Here is a 13,382-nt window from a genome sequence, read left to right as displayed (position 1 = left end):
GCGGCGTCTGCCCGAGGCTGTCGTCCGGCTTCAGCCGAAATCGCAAGCGCTGACGAAGGTTTGGCAGAGCCGCTCGATGCCGGCCTGATCCTCGGCGCTGAAGCGCGTGGGCTGAGGGCTGTCGATATCCAGAACGCCCCATAGATGCCCCTCCACGACGATCGGAACGACCAGCTCTGAGCGCGAGTCAGCGTCGCAGGCGATGTGGTCGGCGACCGCATGTACGTCGTCCACCCGCTGGGTTTCACGGCTTCGTGCCGCGGCGCCGCAGACGCCGCGGCTGAAGGGGATGGGATTGCATGCCGGTTTACCCTGGAACGGGCCGAGAATCAGCGTTTCGGGCTGGCGCTGCAGGTAGAAGCCGACCCAGTTGAGCCCCTCCAGGCTCTGCATCAGAAAAGCGCTGGTCTGGGCGGCATTGGTCAGCCAGTCGCGGGTGTCGAGCAGGGCGGCGAGCTGACGCCCAAGGCTTGCGTAGTCGGTGGGTTCTTGCATGGGGAGGCGATCTCGCATCGATAGCTGGGAAGATAAGCCCGCGCGTGGAAAGACGCGCCTTCGGCGGCGCGAAGCGCTTCTCGCGACAGGCATGGGTCAGAATGAGTCCGGGTCACTATCAGTGCGGGCGAGCCGGCATTCGTTGCCGGTTTGGTTCATTCGCGGCGTGACCCGGTAACGGTCAGCGGTCGGCCAGAACGCAAAAACCAGCGCCGCAGCGCTGGTTTTCGGTCACGCCGATGCAATCACTTCCAGCCGGGCACGGCGCCGGCGCCGAAGAGCTCTTCGGCTTTATCGGCCACGGCCTCGGACTGGTAGGCCTTCACCAGGTCCTGGATCGCTTCACGATCCTGATCGCCTTCGCGCACGACGATCAGATTGACGTAGGGTGATTCCGGTCCTTCCTTGATCAGCGCGTCGTCCAGCGTCAGTCCGGCCGGCTGAGTGAAGGTGCTGTTGATGAACGCCATATCGACGTCTTCCAGGATGCGCGGCATCTGCGCGGCTTCGATCTCTTCGAAATCGTAGTCGTGGGGATTGTCCGCGACGTCGATCGGAGTCGCTTCCAGATTTTCCGGGTCGTTGAGCTCGAGCATTCCCTCGTCGTGGAGCAGAATCAGCGCGCGCCCTTCGTTGGTCGGGTCGTTGGGCAGGGCGATGGTGGCACCGTCCGGGAGATCGTCGATGCTATCGTACTTGGCCGAGTAGGCGCCGATCGGGTAGACGAAGGTCTTGCCAGCCACCGCGAAGTCGTAGCCGCGGTCCTTGACCATCGCTTCCATGTAGGGCGCGTGCTGGTAGGCGTTGGCGTCGAGGCTGCCATCCGCCAGCGCCGCGTTGGGCGTGACGTAGTCGCTGAACTCGACGATCTCGACGTCGAGACCGTACTGCTCCCTGGCCACGGTGGCAGCTGCCTGCATGACGTCGCTCTCGGGGCCGGCCATCGTGCCGACCTTGAGGCTCTCGTCGGCGGCGTGCACATTGCCGGCGGCAAGACCCAGGCCCAGTGCGGCGGCGCCGAGGGTGTGTTTGAGTGAAATCGGCATTGGCGAATCTCCTTGATCGATAGATCGATGAAAGCCTGATGCGACCGGTTCGATGACGGAACCGGTCACGGGAAGCGTCGAGATCGTTAAAACTAACGGAATAACCGAAATCCCGCTAATTCGTTTTGGTTATCAAAACCTTGAGATGGCGTCAGCGGTCACTTATGATCGCTCTTGCGCACCAGGTAGTCCCCCAGGCTCTGAAATACCTGCACCATGACCACGAGAACCACCACGGTGATCAGCATGACGGTGGGGTTAAAGCGGTTGTAGCCGTAGCGGATGCCAAGATCGCCCAGGCCGCCGCCGCCAACGGCGCCGGCCATCGCGGAGTAGCTGACGAGAGCGACCACGGTGATGGTCAGACCGTTGATGATGCCGCCACGCGCCTCCGGCAGCAGCACCTTCATGACGATTTGCATCGGCGTCGCCCCCATCGACTGCGCGGCTTCCACCAGTCCCGGCGGCACTTCGTTCAGAGCGCCCTCGACCAGACGAGCGACGAAGGGAATGGCGGCGATGGTCAGCGGGACTGCGGCGGCGTTGGTGCCGATGGAGCTGCCGACGATCATCCGCGTGAACGGAATGATCGCCACCAGCAGGATGATGAAGGGAATCGAGCGGCCGATGTTGGTGACCAGCCCGAGCACGCGATGCGCGACCGGCTGGGCGAGAATCTGCCGCGGCCGCGTCACGTAGAGAAGTATGCCCAGCGGGATGCCGAGCAGGGCGGCGATGATGCCCGACACCGCCACCATGTAGAGGGTCTCGAGAGTGGATTCCCAGACGAGATCAATCAGTGCGCTGGACATGGCCCAGTACCTCCACCTGCAGATCGAAGGATTCGAGTGTCGCCAGTGCCTGCGTCGTCTGCTCGGCCTGGCCCATCAGTTCGGCGATCATCAGCCCCAGCGTGCGCCCCTGGACGGATTCGACCTTGGCCTGAAGGATGCTGACGTCGATGCCATGATCGCGGGATAGCGTCGAGATCAGCGGCGTCGAGACGCTGTCCCCCGAGAAGGTCAGACGCACCACCGGGTGCGTCTTCTCGCCGGGCGTCGGTTCGAGACGCTCGACCAGGGCGCGGGGTGGCTCCAGCTCGAGGAAGTCGTTCAAGAAGGTGCGGCCGAGCTGCGTACGCGGGGCGGTGAAGAAGTCGCCGACTTCCGCGTCTTCGACCAGTCGGCCATCGGAGATCAGGCCCACGCGATGGCAAATCGTCTTGACCACTTCCATCTCATGGGTGATCAGCAGAATGGTCAGGCCGAGCTTCTGATTGATCTCCTGTAGGAGCGCGAGAATCGATGCCGTCGTCTGCGGGTCGAGCGCCGAGGTGGCCTCGTCGCAGAGCAGGACCTTGGGGCGGGTAGCGAGCGCGCGGGCAATGGCGACGCGCTGCTTCTGTCCGCCGGAGAGCTGGGCCGGATACTGGTGCGCCTTGTCGGCAAGCCCGGTCATTTCGAGCAGGGACTCGACGCGTTCCTGAATGGTCTGGCGCGATTCGCGCATCAGTTCCAGCGGCAGCGCGACGTTGTCGTAAACGCTGCGATTGGTCAGCAGGTTGAAGTGCTGGAAGATCATGCCGCAGCGATGGCGCGCGGCGCGCAGTTCAGCGGCACTCATCGCCGTCATGTCCTGGCCGTCGATGTGCACGCGACCGGTAGACGGGCGTTCGAGCAGATTGACGCAGCGGATCAGCGTCGATTTGCCGGCGCCTGACAGGCCGATCACGCCGTAGATGGCGCCCTGGGGCACGTCGAGGTCGACGTCGACCAGTGCCGGGACGGCACCCGCGCCGCTGCCATAGGTCTTGGAAACCTTGTCGAGTGAAATCATGGGACCCGTGAGATCGTGGGGGCCGTTGAGCCGAAAAAATGGACTGGTTGCCCGAGGCGGCGCCTGCCAGACGCTGCCCCGGCGTCAGCGAGCGCGCTAGTATACTGATCCCGCTCGTTGGCGGCGACCGCCGAAGCCCTCTCGATCAACGTTGCCGACAGGCTCGCCGCGAGCGACGCGTGCTAGACTGTCGCCACCCTTTCAGCCCATCGGTTGTCAGTCTCTGTCGTTTTTCAGCCCCATTCACCGCCGCCCGGCGATGCGCCGAGGTGGGCCCGTCGTCTCGTGAGGTCTTTCATGTTCACCGGCATCGTCCAGGAAGTCGGCACCGTCGTTGCGATCGAAAAGCGCGATCAGCTCTTCACTCATGTCGTCGCGTTCTCCGAGGCGATGCGTGAGGGGCTCGAACTCGGTGCGTCGGTCGCGCACAACGGCTGCTGTCTGACGGTCACGGCGATCGATGGCGACAACGTCAGCTTCGATCTGATGCGGGAAACGCTGCGGCTCACCAATCTCGGTGATCTCGACGTGGGTGGCCGGGTCAATCTCGAACGCGCCGCGCGCATCGGCGACGAGATCGGCGGTCACTCCATGTCCGGCCACGTCATGGACATGGCGAGCGTGGTCGAGATCGAGGAGGCGCCCAATAACCGACGGCTATGGTTCGCGCTACCCCCGACGCTTGCGCGCTTCGTGTTCGACAAGGGCTATATCGGTGTCGATGGCATCAGTCTCACCGTCGGCGCGGTCGACGAGGGGCGATTCTGTGTCAACCTCATTCCGGAGACGCTGGATCGCACGACCATTGGCGAGCGGATGCCCGGCGATCGAGTCAACATCGAGATCGATCCGCAGACGCAGGTGATCGTCGAGACCGTGGAGCGAGTGCTGGCAGCGAGAGGGTGATGGGGCGAGGCGGGGCGGCAGTGGGGCAGGTCATGATGACGGCATTCGCCGGGATGCCCGGCCTGCGGGTCGCGTCGACGTTCGGGCTTGGTTAACATTGCCGACTTTGCGCGGTGGTCGCTCGTTTCTAGCCCCATCGCACTGCTACCCGGTCCATGGAGTCTTCTTCGATGAGCAGTATCTACGGCGACTATATCAAGTCGGTGGTTCGCACCGTTCCCGATTGGCCGCAGCCCGGCGTGAACTTTCGTGACATCACGCCGCTTCTGCAGAATAGCGCCGCGTTTCGCAAGCTGATCGACAGCTTCGTACACCGGTATCAGGAGCTCGAGGTGGATGCCATCGCCGCCATCGATGCCCGCGGTTTCATCGTGGGGGCGCCGCTCGCCTACGAACTCGGCTGCAGCTTCGTGCCGGTGCGCAAGAAGGGCAAGCTGCCGTTTCAGACCATCAGTGAGACCTATTCGCTCGAGTACGGCGAGTCGACCATCGAGCTGCATTCCGATGCCTTTCGCGAACACGATCGGATCGTGCTGATCGACGATCTCATCGCGACCGGCGGCACCATGCTGGCGGCGGCGTCGCTGATCTCGCGCAGCGGTGGGCATATCGTCGAGCTCGCCTCGATTCTCGATCTCCCCGAACTGGGCGGCTCGCAGCAGATTCGCGATGCCGGCTACAGCGTCTTCGCCGTGTGTAGCTTCACCGAAGACGAGTAATCTATTCTGCCGTCGCCTCGTGGCCACGGCGTCTCTCTGAATACGGAACACGCCCATGACAGCCGATCGCTATCATCATCAATTCACTGTCTCCTGGGATCAGATCCATCGCGACGTGCGTGCGCTTTGTCATTTGCTCGTCGAAAGGGATTTCCAGGGAATCGTTGCGATCACGCGGGGCGGGTTGATCCCGGCAGCGCTGATCGCACGTGAGCTCAACATTCGCCTGATCGATACGGTCTGCATCAAGAGCTACGAGGTTCAGGAGCAGGGGCAGCTGGACGTGATCAAGGGCGTCGACCACGACGGCGATGGCTGGCTGCTGGTCGATGACCTTGTCGATACGGGCAAGACGGCCCGTGCGGTGCGCGAGATGCTGCCGAAGGCTCATTTCGTCACCGTGTACGCCAAGCCCGAGGGGCGACCGCTGGTCGATCAGTATTTGACCGAGGTCGCCCAGGACTGCTGGATCCAGTTCCCCTGGGATCTTGCGCCAGCCTACGTCGAACCGCTGGTGGACCAGGTTCGCGCGTCCAAGTCCTGAAAGGTCGACGCCTCGATCGATGAGGTCGTCTGGCGTCGCGCCGCTTGTCAGTCATCGTTCACCATGATCTCCAAGGAGGGAGTCGAGATGGCGTCATCGCCGCTTCCCGAGAGCTGGAACGCGTATCTGGGTCAAGAATTCGACGCGGATTACATGCGAAAGCTCCGCGAATTTCTCGCCGCTGAGAAGACGGCCCACAAGGTCATCTACCCGCACTCCGCCAACTGGTTTCGGGCTTTCGAGCTCACGCCGTTGGACGCGGTGAAGGTGGTGATTCTGGGCCAGGATCCGTACCACGGCCCCAATCAGGCCCACGGCCTGTGCTTTTCGGTACGCCCCGGCGTACCGACCCCGCCGTCGCTGCAGAACATCTATCGCGAGTTGAGCGAGGATGTCGGCACGACGCCGGTCAAGCACGGGTTTCTCGAGAGCTGGGCGCGTCAGGGAGTGCTGCTGCTCAACAGTGTGCTGACAGTGGAGCAGGGCAATGCCGGTTCGCACCGTAATCGGGGCTGGGAGACCTTCACCGATCGGGCGATCCAGACGGTCAACGAGCAGTGCGACGGCGTGGTCTTCCTTCTCTGGGGAAGCTATGCCCAGAAGAAGGCGAGCTTCGTGGACTGCGAGAAACACCTCGTGCTGCATGCCCCGCATCCCTCGCCGCTCTCGGCGCACCGCGGTTTTTTCGGCAAACGCCACTTCTCGCAGGCCAATGCGTTTCTGGAATCTCGGGGGCGTGGCACCATCGACTGGCAATTGCCAGCCAGCGTCGCCTGAGCGGCCCCTTCTCGCGTATAATGCCGGCGTTTAGATCCATTTTTGACGAAGGCGCCGATCATGAGTGTTCACCAAATCGACCACCCGCTGGTTAAACACAAGCTGGGCCTGATGCGCGCGGTCGACATCAGCACCAAGAGCTTTCGTGAGCTGGCGTGCGAGGTGGCGAAACTGCTGACCTATGAGGCGACGCAGAATCTCGAACTCGAGCCCGCGACGATCGAGGGCTGGGACGGTGGCCCGATCGCCATCGAGCAGATCAAGGGCAAGAAGGTCACCATCGTACCGATCCTGCGTGCCGGGCTCGGCATGCTAGACGGCGTCACCGACCTGATTCCGAGTGCGCGAATCAGTGTCGTCGGCCTGTATCGCAACGAAGAGACGCTGGAGCCGGTTCCCTACTTCGAAAAGTTCGTCAGTGATCTCGACGAGCGGCTCGCCATCGTCATCGATCCCATGCTCGCCACCGGCGGCTCGATGGTGGCGACGCTGGACATGCTGCGCCAGCGCGGCTGTCAGCAGATCAAGGTCATCGTGCTGGTCGCCGCACCCGAGGGGATCGAGCGGGTTCGCCAGGCGCATCCCGACGTCGAGATCTACACCGCTGCCGTTGACGAGAAGCTCGACGAAAGTGGCTATATCGTCCCGGGTCTCGGCGACGCCGGCGACAAGATCTTCGGCACGCGTTGATTCCTGCCTCTGATATCACAGCGGCGCTGCTCGCCGGGGGGCGTGGTACTCGGATGGGCGGCGTCGACAAGGGGTGGGTCGACGTCTCGGGTCGATTCTTGGTCGAGCGTCTCGTCGAGCGTCTTTCGCCGCAGGTCGGCGAAGTAGTGATCAACGCCAATCGTGAACTCGACCGCTACCGTGAGCTGGGTCTGCCCGTCATCTCGGATGACGTTCACGGCTTTCCCGGCCCGCTCGCCGGGGCTGCCGCTGCCATGCGCGCCGTGCGTACGCCCTGGACCCTGCTGGCACCGATCGACATGCCATGGCTGCCGCTCGACTGTGCAACGACGCTTTCGGCCGCCGCAGACGGCGCCGACATCGTCTCGGCCCACGACGGCGAGCGTCGCCAACCGCTGGTCGCGCTGATTCGCACCTCTCTGCGAGAGGATCTGCAGGCATGGCTGGCCACGGGCGAAGCCAAGGTCATCGTCTGGTATGCGCGGCACCGCTGGCGAGAGGTGTCGTTCGAGTGCGGCGGTCGGGCTTTCGCCAACTTGAATACGCCGGAGGAGCGGGTCATGGCCGAACGCCAGGAGAGGGGTGATGATGCCGCGACCTGAGACGCCTGCGGCGGTGATTCCCGTGCTGGGTGTCTTTGCTTGGAGCGGGACCGGGAAGACGACTCTTCTCGAAGCCTTGCTACCTCGCCTTCGCGCGCTGGGTTGGCCAGCGGCTGTCATCAAGCATGCGCATCACGCTTTCGATGTCGATACACCTGGCAAGGATAGCTACCGCCTGCGGGCCGCGGGCGCGGCGCCTACCCTGGTGGCGTCGGATCGGCGCTTCGCGTTGATGATGGAAACGCCAGGACAGGAGGAGCCGGATCTGGGGGCGTTGATCGCTCAGGTAGCGGCTCTTCGCCCGGCGCTGATCCTGGTCGAAGGGTTCAAATCCTGGCCGATCGCCAAGCTCGAACTCCGTCGATGTGAAACGTCCTCCCGGGATGGGCGGGCCGTAGAGAGAGCTACCCAGTCCGATCCCTGGGTTCGGGCGATCGCCATGAAACCCCTGGTGGAGACGTCGGGCGCTGTCGCGCTGGATCTCGACGATCCCGACGCGATCGCCCAGTGGATCGGCGTCTGGGCAGACAACTTCGATCCCGCTTGCGACATCGACGAGAGCCTCGTTGCCGCGGCCACACCGTATGACCGTCGGCGCTGAACGCGAACCGTCGAGTCGCCTACCTCACTCGAGTATCAGCCCCGTTGGGCTCCCATCGGCGACCGACTGCCTCTCGCGGGACTGTTACCGGCAACGCCGGCCGGGTTGGGAAGTCGCCAAGATCCGAACTACGCTTAACGATTGCCGTTAAGACTGACTAGCGAGGCCGAAGCGTTATGACGCTCACCCATCTCAATGCGCGCGGTGAAGCGCACATGGTCGACGTCGCCGACAAGCAGGAGACGCGACGCGAGGCAACGGCGTCCGGACGGATTCGTATGCGGCCGGAGACGCTTGCGCTACTCGCCGAGGGTGGCCTACCCAAAGGCGATGTATTGGCCACGGCGCGCATCGCCGGGATACAGGCCGCGAAGCGTACCCACGAGTTGATTCCGCTCTGTCACGCCCTTGCGCTCTCCAAAGTGACCGTGGATTTCGAACTCGACGAGATCGAATCCTGTGTCGACGTGACGGCGACCTGTCGTTTGAACGGGCGAACCGGCGTCGAAATGGAGGCGTTGACGGCGGTCTCGGTCGCCTGCTTGACGCTCTACGACATGTGTAAAGCCGTCGACAAGGCCATGACGATCGATGCCGTCCAACTTGAGGCGAAGCGTGGTGGGCGTTCCGGCGATTTCTCCCGCGATACCGCACCCGGACTCTCGATCCCGACGACCCCCGATGCGGCGTCAGCGCCAACCCAAGCCGTCGATACGAAAACGACAGTATCGAAAGCGGACAGCGAGCCGTCGATTCGTGTTCGCTTTCTCGCCGAGCTGCGCGAACGATTGGGACACGAGAGTTTGACGTTACCGGTGTCGGCGCTGGCCGAAGCCGACATTCAAGGCGTGAAGCGTGCGCTCCGTGATCACCAAGAGCAGTACGCCATGCTTGACGAGCCGCGTATTCTGATTGCGTGCAATCAAACATTGGCGAGTGACGACACGCGCGTCGAGCCCGGCGATGAGGTCGCCTTCTTTCCGCCGGTGACCGGTGGCTAGAACAGGTCTTCGTGCTCGCGGTTCGAGATTTTGCGCCCAGAGACACGAATCTGAGGCCGGCCGAGGCGAGCAGGGGGGCGGGATACTGGAGAGCGGACGCTAGACCGTTCGAATGAGGAGAAAGACGTGGCCTGGGAAGTTCGAGTACAAGAGTCGCCGTTCGATGTTGGCGTCGAGCAGGCGCGGTGGTTCGGCAATCGGCATGACATCGGTGCGGTCGTGAGTTTCACCGGTCTGGTCCGGGATTTCAACGAACGTCCCGACGTCCAGGCACTGACGCTCGAACACTTCCCCGGTATGACCGAAAAGGCCCTGACCGATATCGCCCGTGCGGCGGGAGAGCGCTGGCAGCTCGAAGGCGTAGGCATCATTCATCGCATCGGACGACTGGCGCCGGGCGATGCGATCGTCCTGGTCAGCGCAGCCAGCGCACATCGACGAGATGCCTTTGAGGCGTGCGACTTCGTCATGGATTATCTCAAGACTCGCGCACCTTTCTGGAAAAAGGAACACACCGCCAGTGGGGACTACTGGGTGAGTGAACGACAGAGCGATCGAAACGATGCCGATCGCTGGGAGCGACAATGACAGCTTTGATCGACAATTTTTCTCGCCAGGTACGCTACGTACGCATATCGGTTACCGATCGCTGCGACTTTCGGTGCGTCTACTGCATGAGCGAGGAGATGACCTTTCTACCGCGGGCGCAAATATTGACCCTCGAAGAGCTTCAGCAGATAGCCCGTGCGTTTACCGAGCTCGGTGTCGAAAAGATCCGGTTGACCGGTGGCGAACCACTGGTGCGGCAGGGAATCGGGGAGCTCGTCACGGGCATGGGCCAGCTACCGGGACTCAAGGATTTCGCCATGACGACCAACGGGGCGAGCCTTCCCAAGCATGCGGTCACGCTGAAGCAGGGAGGTCTTTCTCGCCTCAATATCAGCCTGGATTCGCTGGACCCGGGCCGATTCCGCCAGCTGACGCGTACCGGGGATCTGGCAAAAGTCATCGATGGCATTCACGCAGCTCAAGATGCGGGTTTCGAGCGGATCAAGCTCAACGCCGTCATTCTCAAGGGTCGCAACGACGATGAAGTTCTCGATCTCGTGGATTTCGCCAGAGACGAATCACTCGATATCAGCTTCATCGAAGAGATGCCGCTCGGTGACGTATCGGATCACTCGCGGGGTGAGACTTTCTTCTCAAGCGACGACGTGCAATCGCACATCGAAACCCGCCACTCGCTCATTCCCTCGCCGGAAACCACGCTGGGTCCGTCGCGTTACTTCCGAATGCCTGACAGCACGAGTCGGATCGGCTTCATTTCGCCGCATAGTCACAATTTCTGCAGTACCTGCAACCGGGTACGCGTGACAGTGGAAGGGCGTTTGCTGCTGTGTCTGGGTAACGAACACTCGGTCGATCTACGTCAGACACTACGACGCTATCCCGGCGAAATGGAGCCGCTCAAGGACCAGATCATCCAGGCCATGGATCTCAAGCCGGAGCGGCATCATTTCACCACCGACGGCGACGTGCAGGTCGTAAGGTTCATGAATATGACCGGGGGCTAGTACCGGAAATCTCTCGAGTGACATCGCTTTAACCCCGAAAAGGCACGCTTTTGACGCGTGCCTTTTAACTGGGTTTCTTGCCAAAATCCCGCGCGAGCATATACTTTTATTCGATCACCTAGCGTCAAGCTGCTATCGGTATTCGCAACGGGAGGGGACGATGTCCACCGAATCATTGGAGCGGATCGCTCGTAACAAGAACGTCGCACGCGCAGCGGCTCGCCAACTCAGCATGGAGCAACTCCATAAGCTTTCTGAGGTCATCGGCGAAGTCATCGAGCAAAAGCAGCAGGAAGACCATCTGCGTCAGAAAGAAGAGGCGGACAAGCAGCAGAAACTGGCCGAAATTCGCGATGCCATGAATACGGCCGGGCTTTCGATGGATGATCTCGTGGGTGAGCAACCGCGTAAACGTCGTGGGCGTCCGCCGAAGAGCGCCAGCAAGAATGCGTGATCCTCGAGGTGGGCGATGGGTCTAGGCGCGTCATCGGGACGCGGTGAGCGGTGTAAGCCACCACGCCAGCCTACTAGATCGGTCGGTATCTTTGGGAATCGGGCAAGTTCGAAAAAGAGCGTACGGGTTTTCTACCCGTGCGCTCTTTTTTATCGGCGCAAACCCTAGAACGAATCGTTTGTCCTTACTTCGTACTGGGGTTCGGGGTCAGCCGGCATGAGCTGAAGGTGAACCTGCACGACGCTCGACAGTCGTTCTTGCAGCCAGTCACACAGGGGGCGAAAAAGTTGCTGGCGCAGTTGGAGCAGCGTTTGTGCCGGAATCGCATCGATGCGCTCGTCCAGCCATTGCGCCAACGCCTGTTCATCGAGGTCGAGTTCGACGGCGCTATCCCAGATGAGGCGACCGATGCGCGTCCAGCCGGTTTCGGTGGGCAGAATGGTCAATGCAATGGCAAGCGAGCGGGTATCGCGGGACGTTTCGGGCTTCGGCTTGTCTCCGGGTCGCTGGCGCCCTTTGAGGAGGACCGGACGTAGATGGTGGTGTGTCTTGACGTTGAGCGTCTCACCTTCCCAGGCGACGATCGCGCCATTCTGCGCCAGTATCGGCACGTCGATATCCAGAGACCGTGCGAGATCCCGGTGTGCCTCCTGATGGGCGATTTCACCATGAACGGGTAGCAGGGCTTTCGGGCGCAGCCAGCCGTATAGCGTTCGTAGCTCGTCGCGCCCTGGATGACCGGAGGCGTGTAGCGAGGGGTTGGTGGTCTCGTCGTGGACGATGACGCCGAGACGCTTGAAGCCGTTCTTCAACCGCTCGATGGGCCGCTCGTTACCGGGAATGGCGCGCGCCGAGAAGACGACGTTATCGCCGGTATTCAGATCGAGTACGGGATGGCGGCCCTGGGCCATGCGCGAAAGGGCCGAACGCGGCTCACCCTGGCTGCCGGTCGCTATGATCAGGACTTCGTCCGGCGGCAGGTAGCCGATGTCGTGAGTCGGCACGCGCGCCGGGAAGTCCTCGAGATAGCCCAGCTGCATCGCCGTTGCGACCATTCGCTCCATCGAGCGGCCGAGCAGGCCGACACGGCGACCGCAGCGCTGCGCGATCTTGCCGAGCGCTTCGATGCGCGCCAGGTTACTGGCGAAGCAGCTCACCACCACGCGCCCGTCGCAGCCGCGGATGGCGGTTTCGAGGGCGCTGGCCGCCTCGGATTCGCTACGTGAATGCCCCTCGACGTCGGCATTGGTCGAGTCCGCCACGACGAGATCCACCGGGGAGAGGGCTTGGAAGGTCGAGGCTTTCATGGGCGAGCCGATCAGCGGCGCTTCGTCGAGCTTCCAGTCGCCGGTGTGAAAGACATGACAGGCCGGCGTGACGATCGATAGGGCGCAGCTCTCGGGAATCGAGTGCGTGACCGGCAGGAAGGTTACCTGGAATCGCCCGCAAACGGTTTCACTCCCCGGGGTGATCGGTTTGAGTGCGTCGGTTTTCAGTCCCTGTTCGATGAACTTCGTTCGCAGCATCTCGATCGCCAGCGGCGTCGCATAGATGGGGCAGCCCCAATGGGGCCAGATCCAGGCTAGCGCGCCAATGTGATCTTCATGACCATGCGTGATGAAAACCGCCTCGGGGACCATCGATTCGGCCGCCAGATGATCCACGTCGGGAATCTGGAGCGGCTGGTCGGGCAGGTCTTGGCGGATCATCATGCCGCAGTCGACGGCGATCCAGTGATCGTCATAGCCGTACAACGAGAGATTCATGCCGATTTCGCCGCAGCCGCCGAGAGGATGAAACAGCAGAGGGGGATGACTTCGGGGGCGGATCTGAGCGCGGGTGGGAAACATCGGCGTCCTTAGCGGGGAAAACTGCTTTCACTATAAGTCATGGCTCTCGACGGGCTCAAACGCCCGGTGCCCCCGGCTGCGAACGGGCGTCGTTGCAGTGATCACGGCGGCTGGTCTTTTCCGCGGGCCGGTACGCGTCCCGGTGGCCAAATCGGATACAATATCGCGCTCGACAGCGAGTCCAATCCTTCGATCGAGTCAGGGATTCGGACTTTTCACCCCCTTTGCTCATTGTGAATCGCCCTTCAATTTCTATGTCGACATCAGCCAGTGTTTCGCAAACGGCC

16 protein-coding genes are annotated in these 13,382 nt (G+C 62.2%); 11 read left to right on the top strand and 5 right to left on the bottom strand.

The window, feature by feature from the left end:
* Positions 1-30: 30 nt before the first annotated feature.
* From DOM33_RS02725 to DOM33_RS02710, 4 genes are all read right to left on the bottom strand, one after another.
* Complete coding sequence (locus DOM33_RS02725) at positions 31-495, bottom strand: GAF domain-containing protein (protein WP_110665595.1); 465 nt, start codon at positions 493-495, stop codon at positions 31-33.
* 245 nt (positions 496-740) lie between these two features.
* Positions 741-1,541: a MetQ/NlpA family ABC transporter substrate-binding protein gene (locus tag DOM33_RS02720; protein WP_110665593.1), complete on the bottom strand. Its 801-nt coding sequence runs from the start codon at positions 1,539-1,541 to the stop codon at positions 741-743.
* Positions 1,542-1,699: 158 nt separating this feature from the next.
* The gene (locus tag DOM33_RS02715) at positions 1,700-2,353 is read right to left on the bottom strand and encodes a methionine ABC transporter permease (protein ID WP_110667454.1); all 654 of its coding nucleotides are present in this window, start codon (positions 2,351-2,353) and stop codon (positions 1,700-1,702) included.
* On the bottom strand, positions 2,334-3,377 hold the full coding sequence (locus DOM33_RS02710) for a methionine ABC transporter ATP-binding protein (protein ID WP_110665591.1): 1,044 nt from the start codon (positions 3,375-3,377) through the stop codon (positions 2,334-2,336). The genes DOM33_RS02715 and DOM33_RS02710 overlap by 20 nt, the downstream gene beginning before the upstream one ends.
* Before the next feature lie 297 nt (positions 3,378-3,674).
* Between DOM33_RS02710 and DOM33_RS02705 the strand changes: the two genes are divergently transcribed.
* The 11 genes from DOM33_RS02705 to DOM33_RS02655 all read left to right on the top strand — a co-directional run bounded on the left by DOM33_RS02705 (position 3,675) and on the right by DOM33_RS02655 (position 11,245).
* Positions 3,675-4,283 (top strand): riboflavin synthase subunit alpha, encoded by a 609-nt coding sequence (locus tag DOM33_RS02705; protein WP_110665589.1) that lies wholly within the window; start codon positions 3,675-3,677, stop codon positions 4,281-4,283.
* A 170-nt stretch (positions 4,284-4,453) separates the two neighbouring features.
* A complete protein-coding gene (locus DOM33_RS02700; protein ID WP_204352589.1) occupies positions 4,454-5,002 on the top strand; it encodes an adenine phosphoribosyltransferase in 549 nt (182 codons plus the stop codon).
* Positions 5,003-5,057: 55 nt separating this feature from the next.
* The gene (gpt, locus tag DOM33_RS02695; RefSeq protein ID WP_110665585.1) at positions 5,058-5,546 is read left to right on the top strand and encodes a xanthine phosphoribosyltransferase; all 489 of its coding nucleotides are present in this window, start codon (positions 5,058-5,060) and stop codon (positions 5,544-5,546) included.
* A gap of 87 nt (positions 5,547-5,633) precedes the next feature.
* The gene (gene ung, locus DOM33_RS02690) at positions 5,634-6,323 is read left to right on the top strand and encodes a uracil-DNA glycosylase (protein ID WP_110665583.1); all 690 of its coding nucleotides are present in this window, start codon (positions 5,634-5,636) and stop codon (positions 6,321-6,323) included.
* Positions 6,324-6,383: 60 nt separating this feature from the next.
* Positions 6,384-7,013: a uracil phosphoribosyltransferase gene (upp, locus tag DOM33_RS02685; RefSeq protein ID WP_110665581.1), complete on the top strand. Its 630-nt coding sequence runs from the start codon at positions 6,384-6,386 to the stop codon at positions 7,011-7,013.
* On the top strand, positions 7,010-7,615 hold the full coding sequence (gene mobA, locus DOM33_RS02680; RefSeq protein WP_110665579.1) for a molybdenum cofactor guanylyltransferase MobA: 606 nt from the start codon (positions 7,010-7,012) through the stop codon (positions 7,613-7,615). Before upp ends, mobA begins: the two co-directional genes overlap by 4 nt.
* On the top strand, positions 7,599-8,216 hold the full coding sequence (mobB, locus tag DOM33_RS02675; RefSeq protein WP_420820179.1) for a molybdopterin-guanine dinucleotide biosynthesis protein B: 618 nt from the start codon (positions 7,599-7,601) through the stop codon (positions 8,214-8,216). Before mobA ends, mobB begins: the two co-directional genes overlap by 17 nt.
* A gap of 176 nt (positions 8,217-8,392) precedes the next feature.
* Positions 8,393-9,217 carry a cyclic pyranopterin monophosphate synthase MoaC gene (gene moaC, locus DOM33_RS02670; RefSeq protein ID WP_110665577.1) on the top strand — a complete coding sequence of 275 codons (825 nt, stop codon included), beginning with the start codon at positions 8,393-8,395 and terminating at the stop codon, positions 9,215-9,217.
* Between the two features lie 126 nt (positions 9,218-9,343).
* Positions 9,344-9,805 (top strand): molybdopterin synthase catalytic subunit MoaE, encoded by a 462-nt coding sequence (gene moaE, locus DOM33_RS02665; protein ID WP_110665575.1) that lies wholly within the window; start codon positions 9,344-9,346, stop codon positions 9,803-9,805.
* A complete protein-coding gene (moaA, locus tag DOM33_RS02660; protein WP_110665573.1) occupies positions 9,802-10,791 on the top strand; it encodes a GTP 3',8-cyclase MoaA in 990 nt (329 codons plus the stop codon). Before moaE ends, moaA begins: the two co-directional genes overlap by 4 nt.
* A gap of 160 nt (positions 10,792-10,951) precedes the next feature.
* Positions 10,952-11,245, top strand: a complete 294-nt coding sequence (locus DOM33_RS02655) for an H-NS family histone-like protein (protein ID WP_110665570.1) — start codon at positions 10,952-10,954, stop codon at positions 11,243-11,245.
* A 164-nt stretch (positions 11,246-11,409) separates the two neighbouring features.
* Here DOM33_RS02655 and DOM33_RS02650 read toward each other — a convergent pair whose 3' ends face one another.
* Positions 11,410-13,011 carry a ribonuclease J gene (locus tag DOM33_RS02650; RefSeq protein WP_110667450.1) on the bottom strand — a complete coding sequence of 534 codons (1,602 nt, stop codon included), beginning with the start codon at positions 13,009-13,011 and terminating at the stop codon, positions 11,410-11,412.
* Positions 13,012-13,382 lie beyond the last annotated feature (371 nt).

This window comes from Salinicola halophilus (assembly GCF_003206155.1).
Taxonomy (GTDB): domain Bacteria; phylum Pseudomonadota; class Gammaproteobacteria; order Pseudomonadales; family Halomonadaceae; genus Salinicola; species Salinicola halophilus.
The sequence above is the reverse complement of the archived record's forward strand: the minus strand, read 5'-3'. Positions and strand labels throughout refer to the sequence as shown.

What these genes read in the sequence shown, in the direction of transcription:
- ung (WP_110665583.1), top strand. Translation starts at nt 5,634, where the DNA reads ATGGCGTCATCGCCGCTTCCCGAGAGCTGGAACGCGTATCTGGGTCAA.
- DOM33_RS02700 (WP_204352589.1), top strand. Translation starts at nt 4,454, where the DNA reads ATGAGCAGTATCTACGGCGACTATATCAAGTCGGTGGTTCGCACCGTT.
- DOM33_RS02655 (WP_110665570.1), top strand. Translation starts at nt 10,952, where the DNA reads ATGTCCACCGAATCATTGGAGCGGATCGCTCGTAACAAGAACGTCGCA.
- gpt (WP_110665585.1), top strand. Translation starts at nt 5,058, where the DNA reads ATGACAGCCGATCGCTATCATCATCAATTCACTGTCTCCTGGGATCAG.
- DOM33_RS02650 (WP_110667450.1), bottom strand. Translation starts at nt 13,011, where the DNA reads ATGAATCTCTCGTTGTACGGCTATGACGATCACTGGATCGCCGTCGAC.
- upp (WP_110665581.1), top strand. Translation starts at nt 6,384, where the DNA reads ATGAGTGTTCACCAAATCGACCACCCGCTGGTTAAACACAAGCTGGGC.
- mobB (WP_420820179.1), top strand. Translation starts at nt 7,599, where the DNA reads ATGATGCCGCGACCTGAGACGCCTGCGGCGGTGATTCCCGTGCTGGGT.
- moaA (WP_110665573.1), top strand. Translation starts at nt 9,802, where the DNA reads ATGACAGCTTTGATCGACAATTTTTCTCGCCAGGTACGCTACGTACGC.
- DOM33_RS02715 (WP_110667454.1), bottom strand. Translation starts at nt 2,353, where the DNA reads ATGTCCAGCGCACTGATTGATCTCGTCTGGGAATCCACTCTCGAGACC.
- moaC (WP_110665577.1), top strand. Translation starts at nt 8,393, where the DNA reads ATGACGCTCACCCATCTCAATGCGCGCGGTGAAGCGCACATGGTCGAC.
- DOM33_RS02720 (WP_110665593.1), bottom strand. Translation starts at nt 1,541, where the DNA reads ATGCCGATTTCACTCAAACACACCCTCGGCGCCGCCGCACTGGGCCTG.
- DOM33_RS02725 (WP_110665595.1), bottom strand. Translation starts at nt 495, where the DNA reads ATGCAAGAACCCACCGACTACGCAAGCCTTGGGCGTCAGCTCGCCGCC.
- DOM33_RS02710 (WP_110665591.1), bottom strand. Translation starts at nt 3,377, where the DNA reads ATGATTTCACTCGACAAGGTTTCCAAGACCTATGGCAGCGGCGCGGGT.
- DOM33_RS02705 (WP_110665589.1), top strand. Translation starts at nt 3,675, where the DNA reads ATGTTCACCGGCATCGTCCAGGAAGTCGGCACCGTCGTTGCGATCGAA.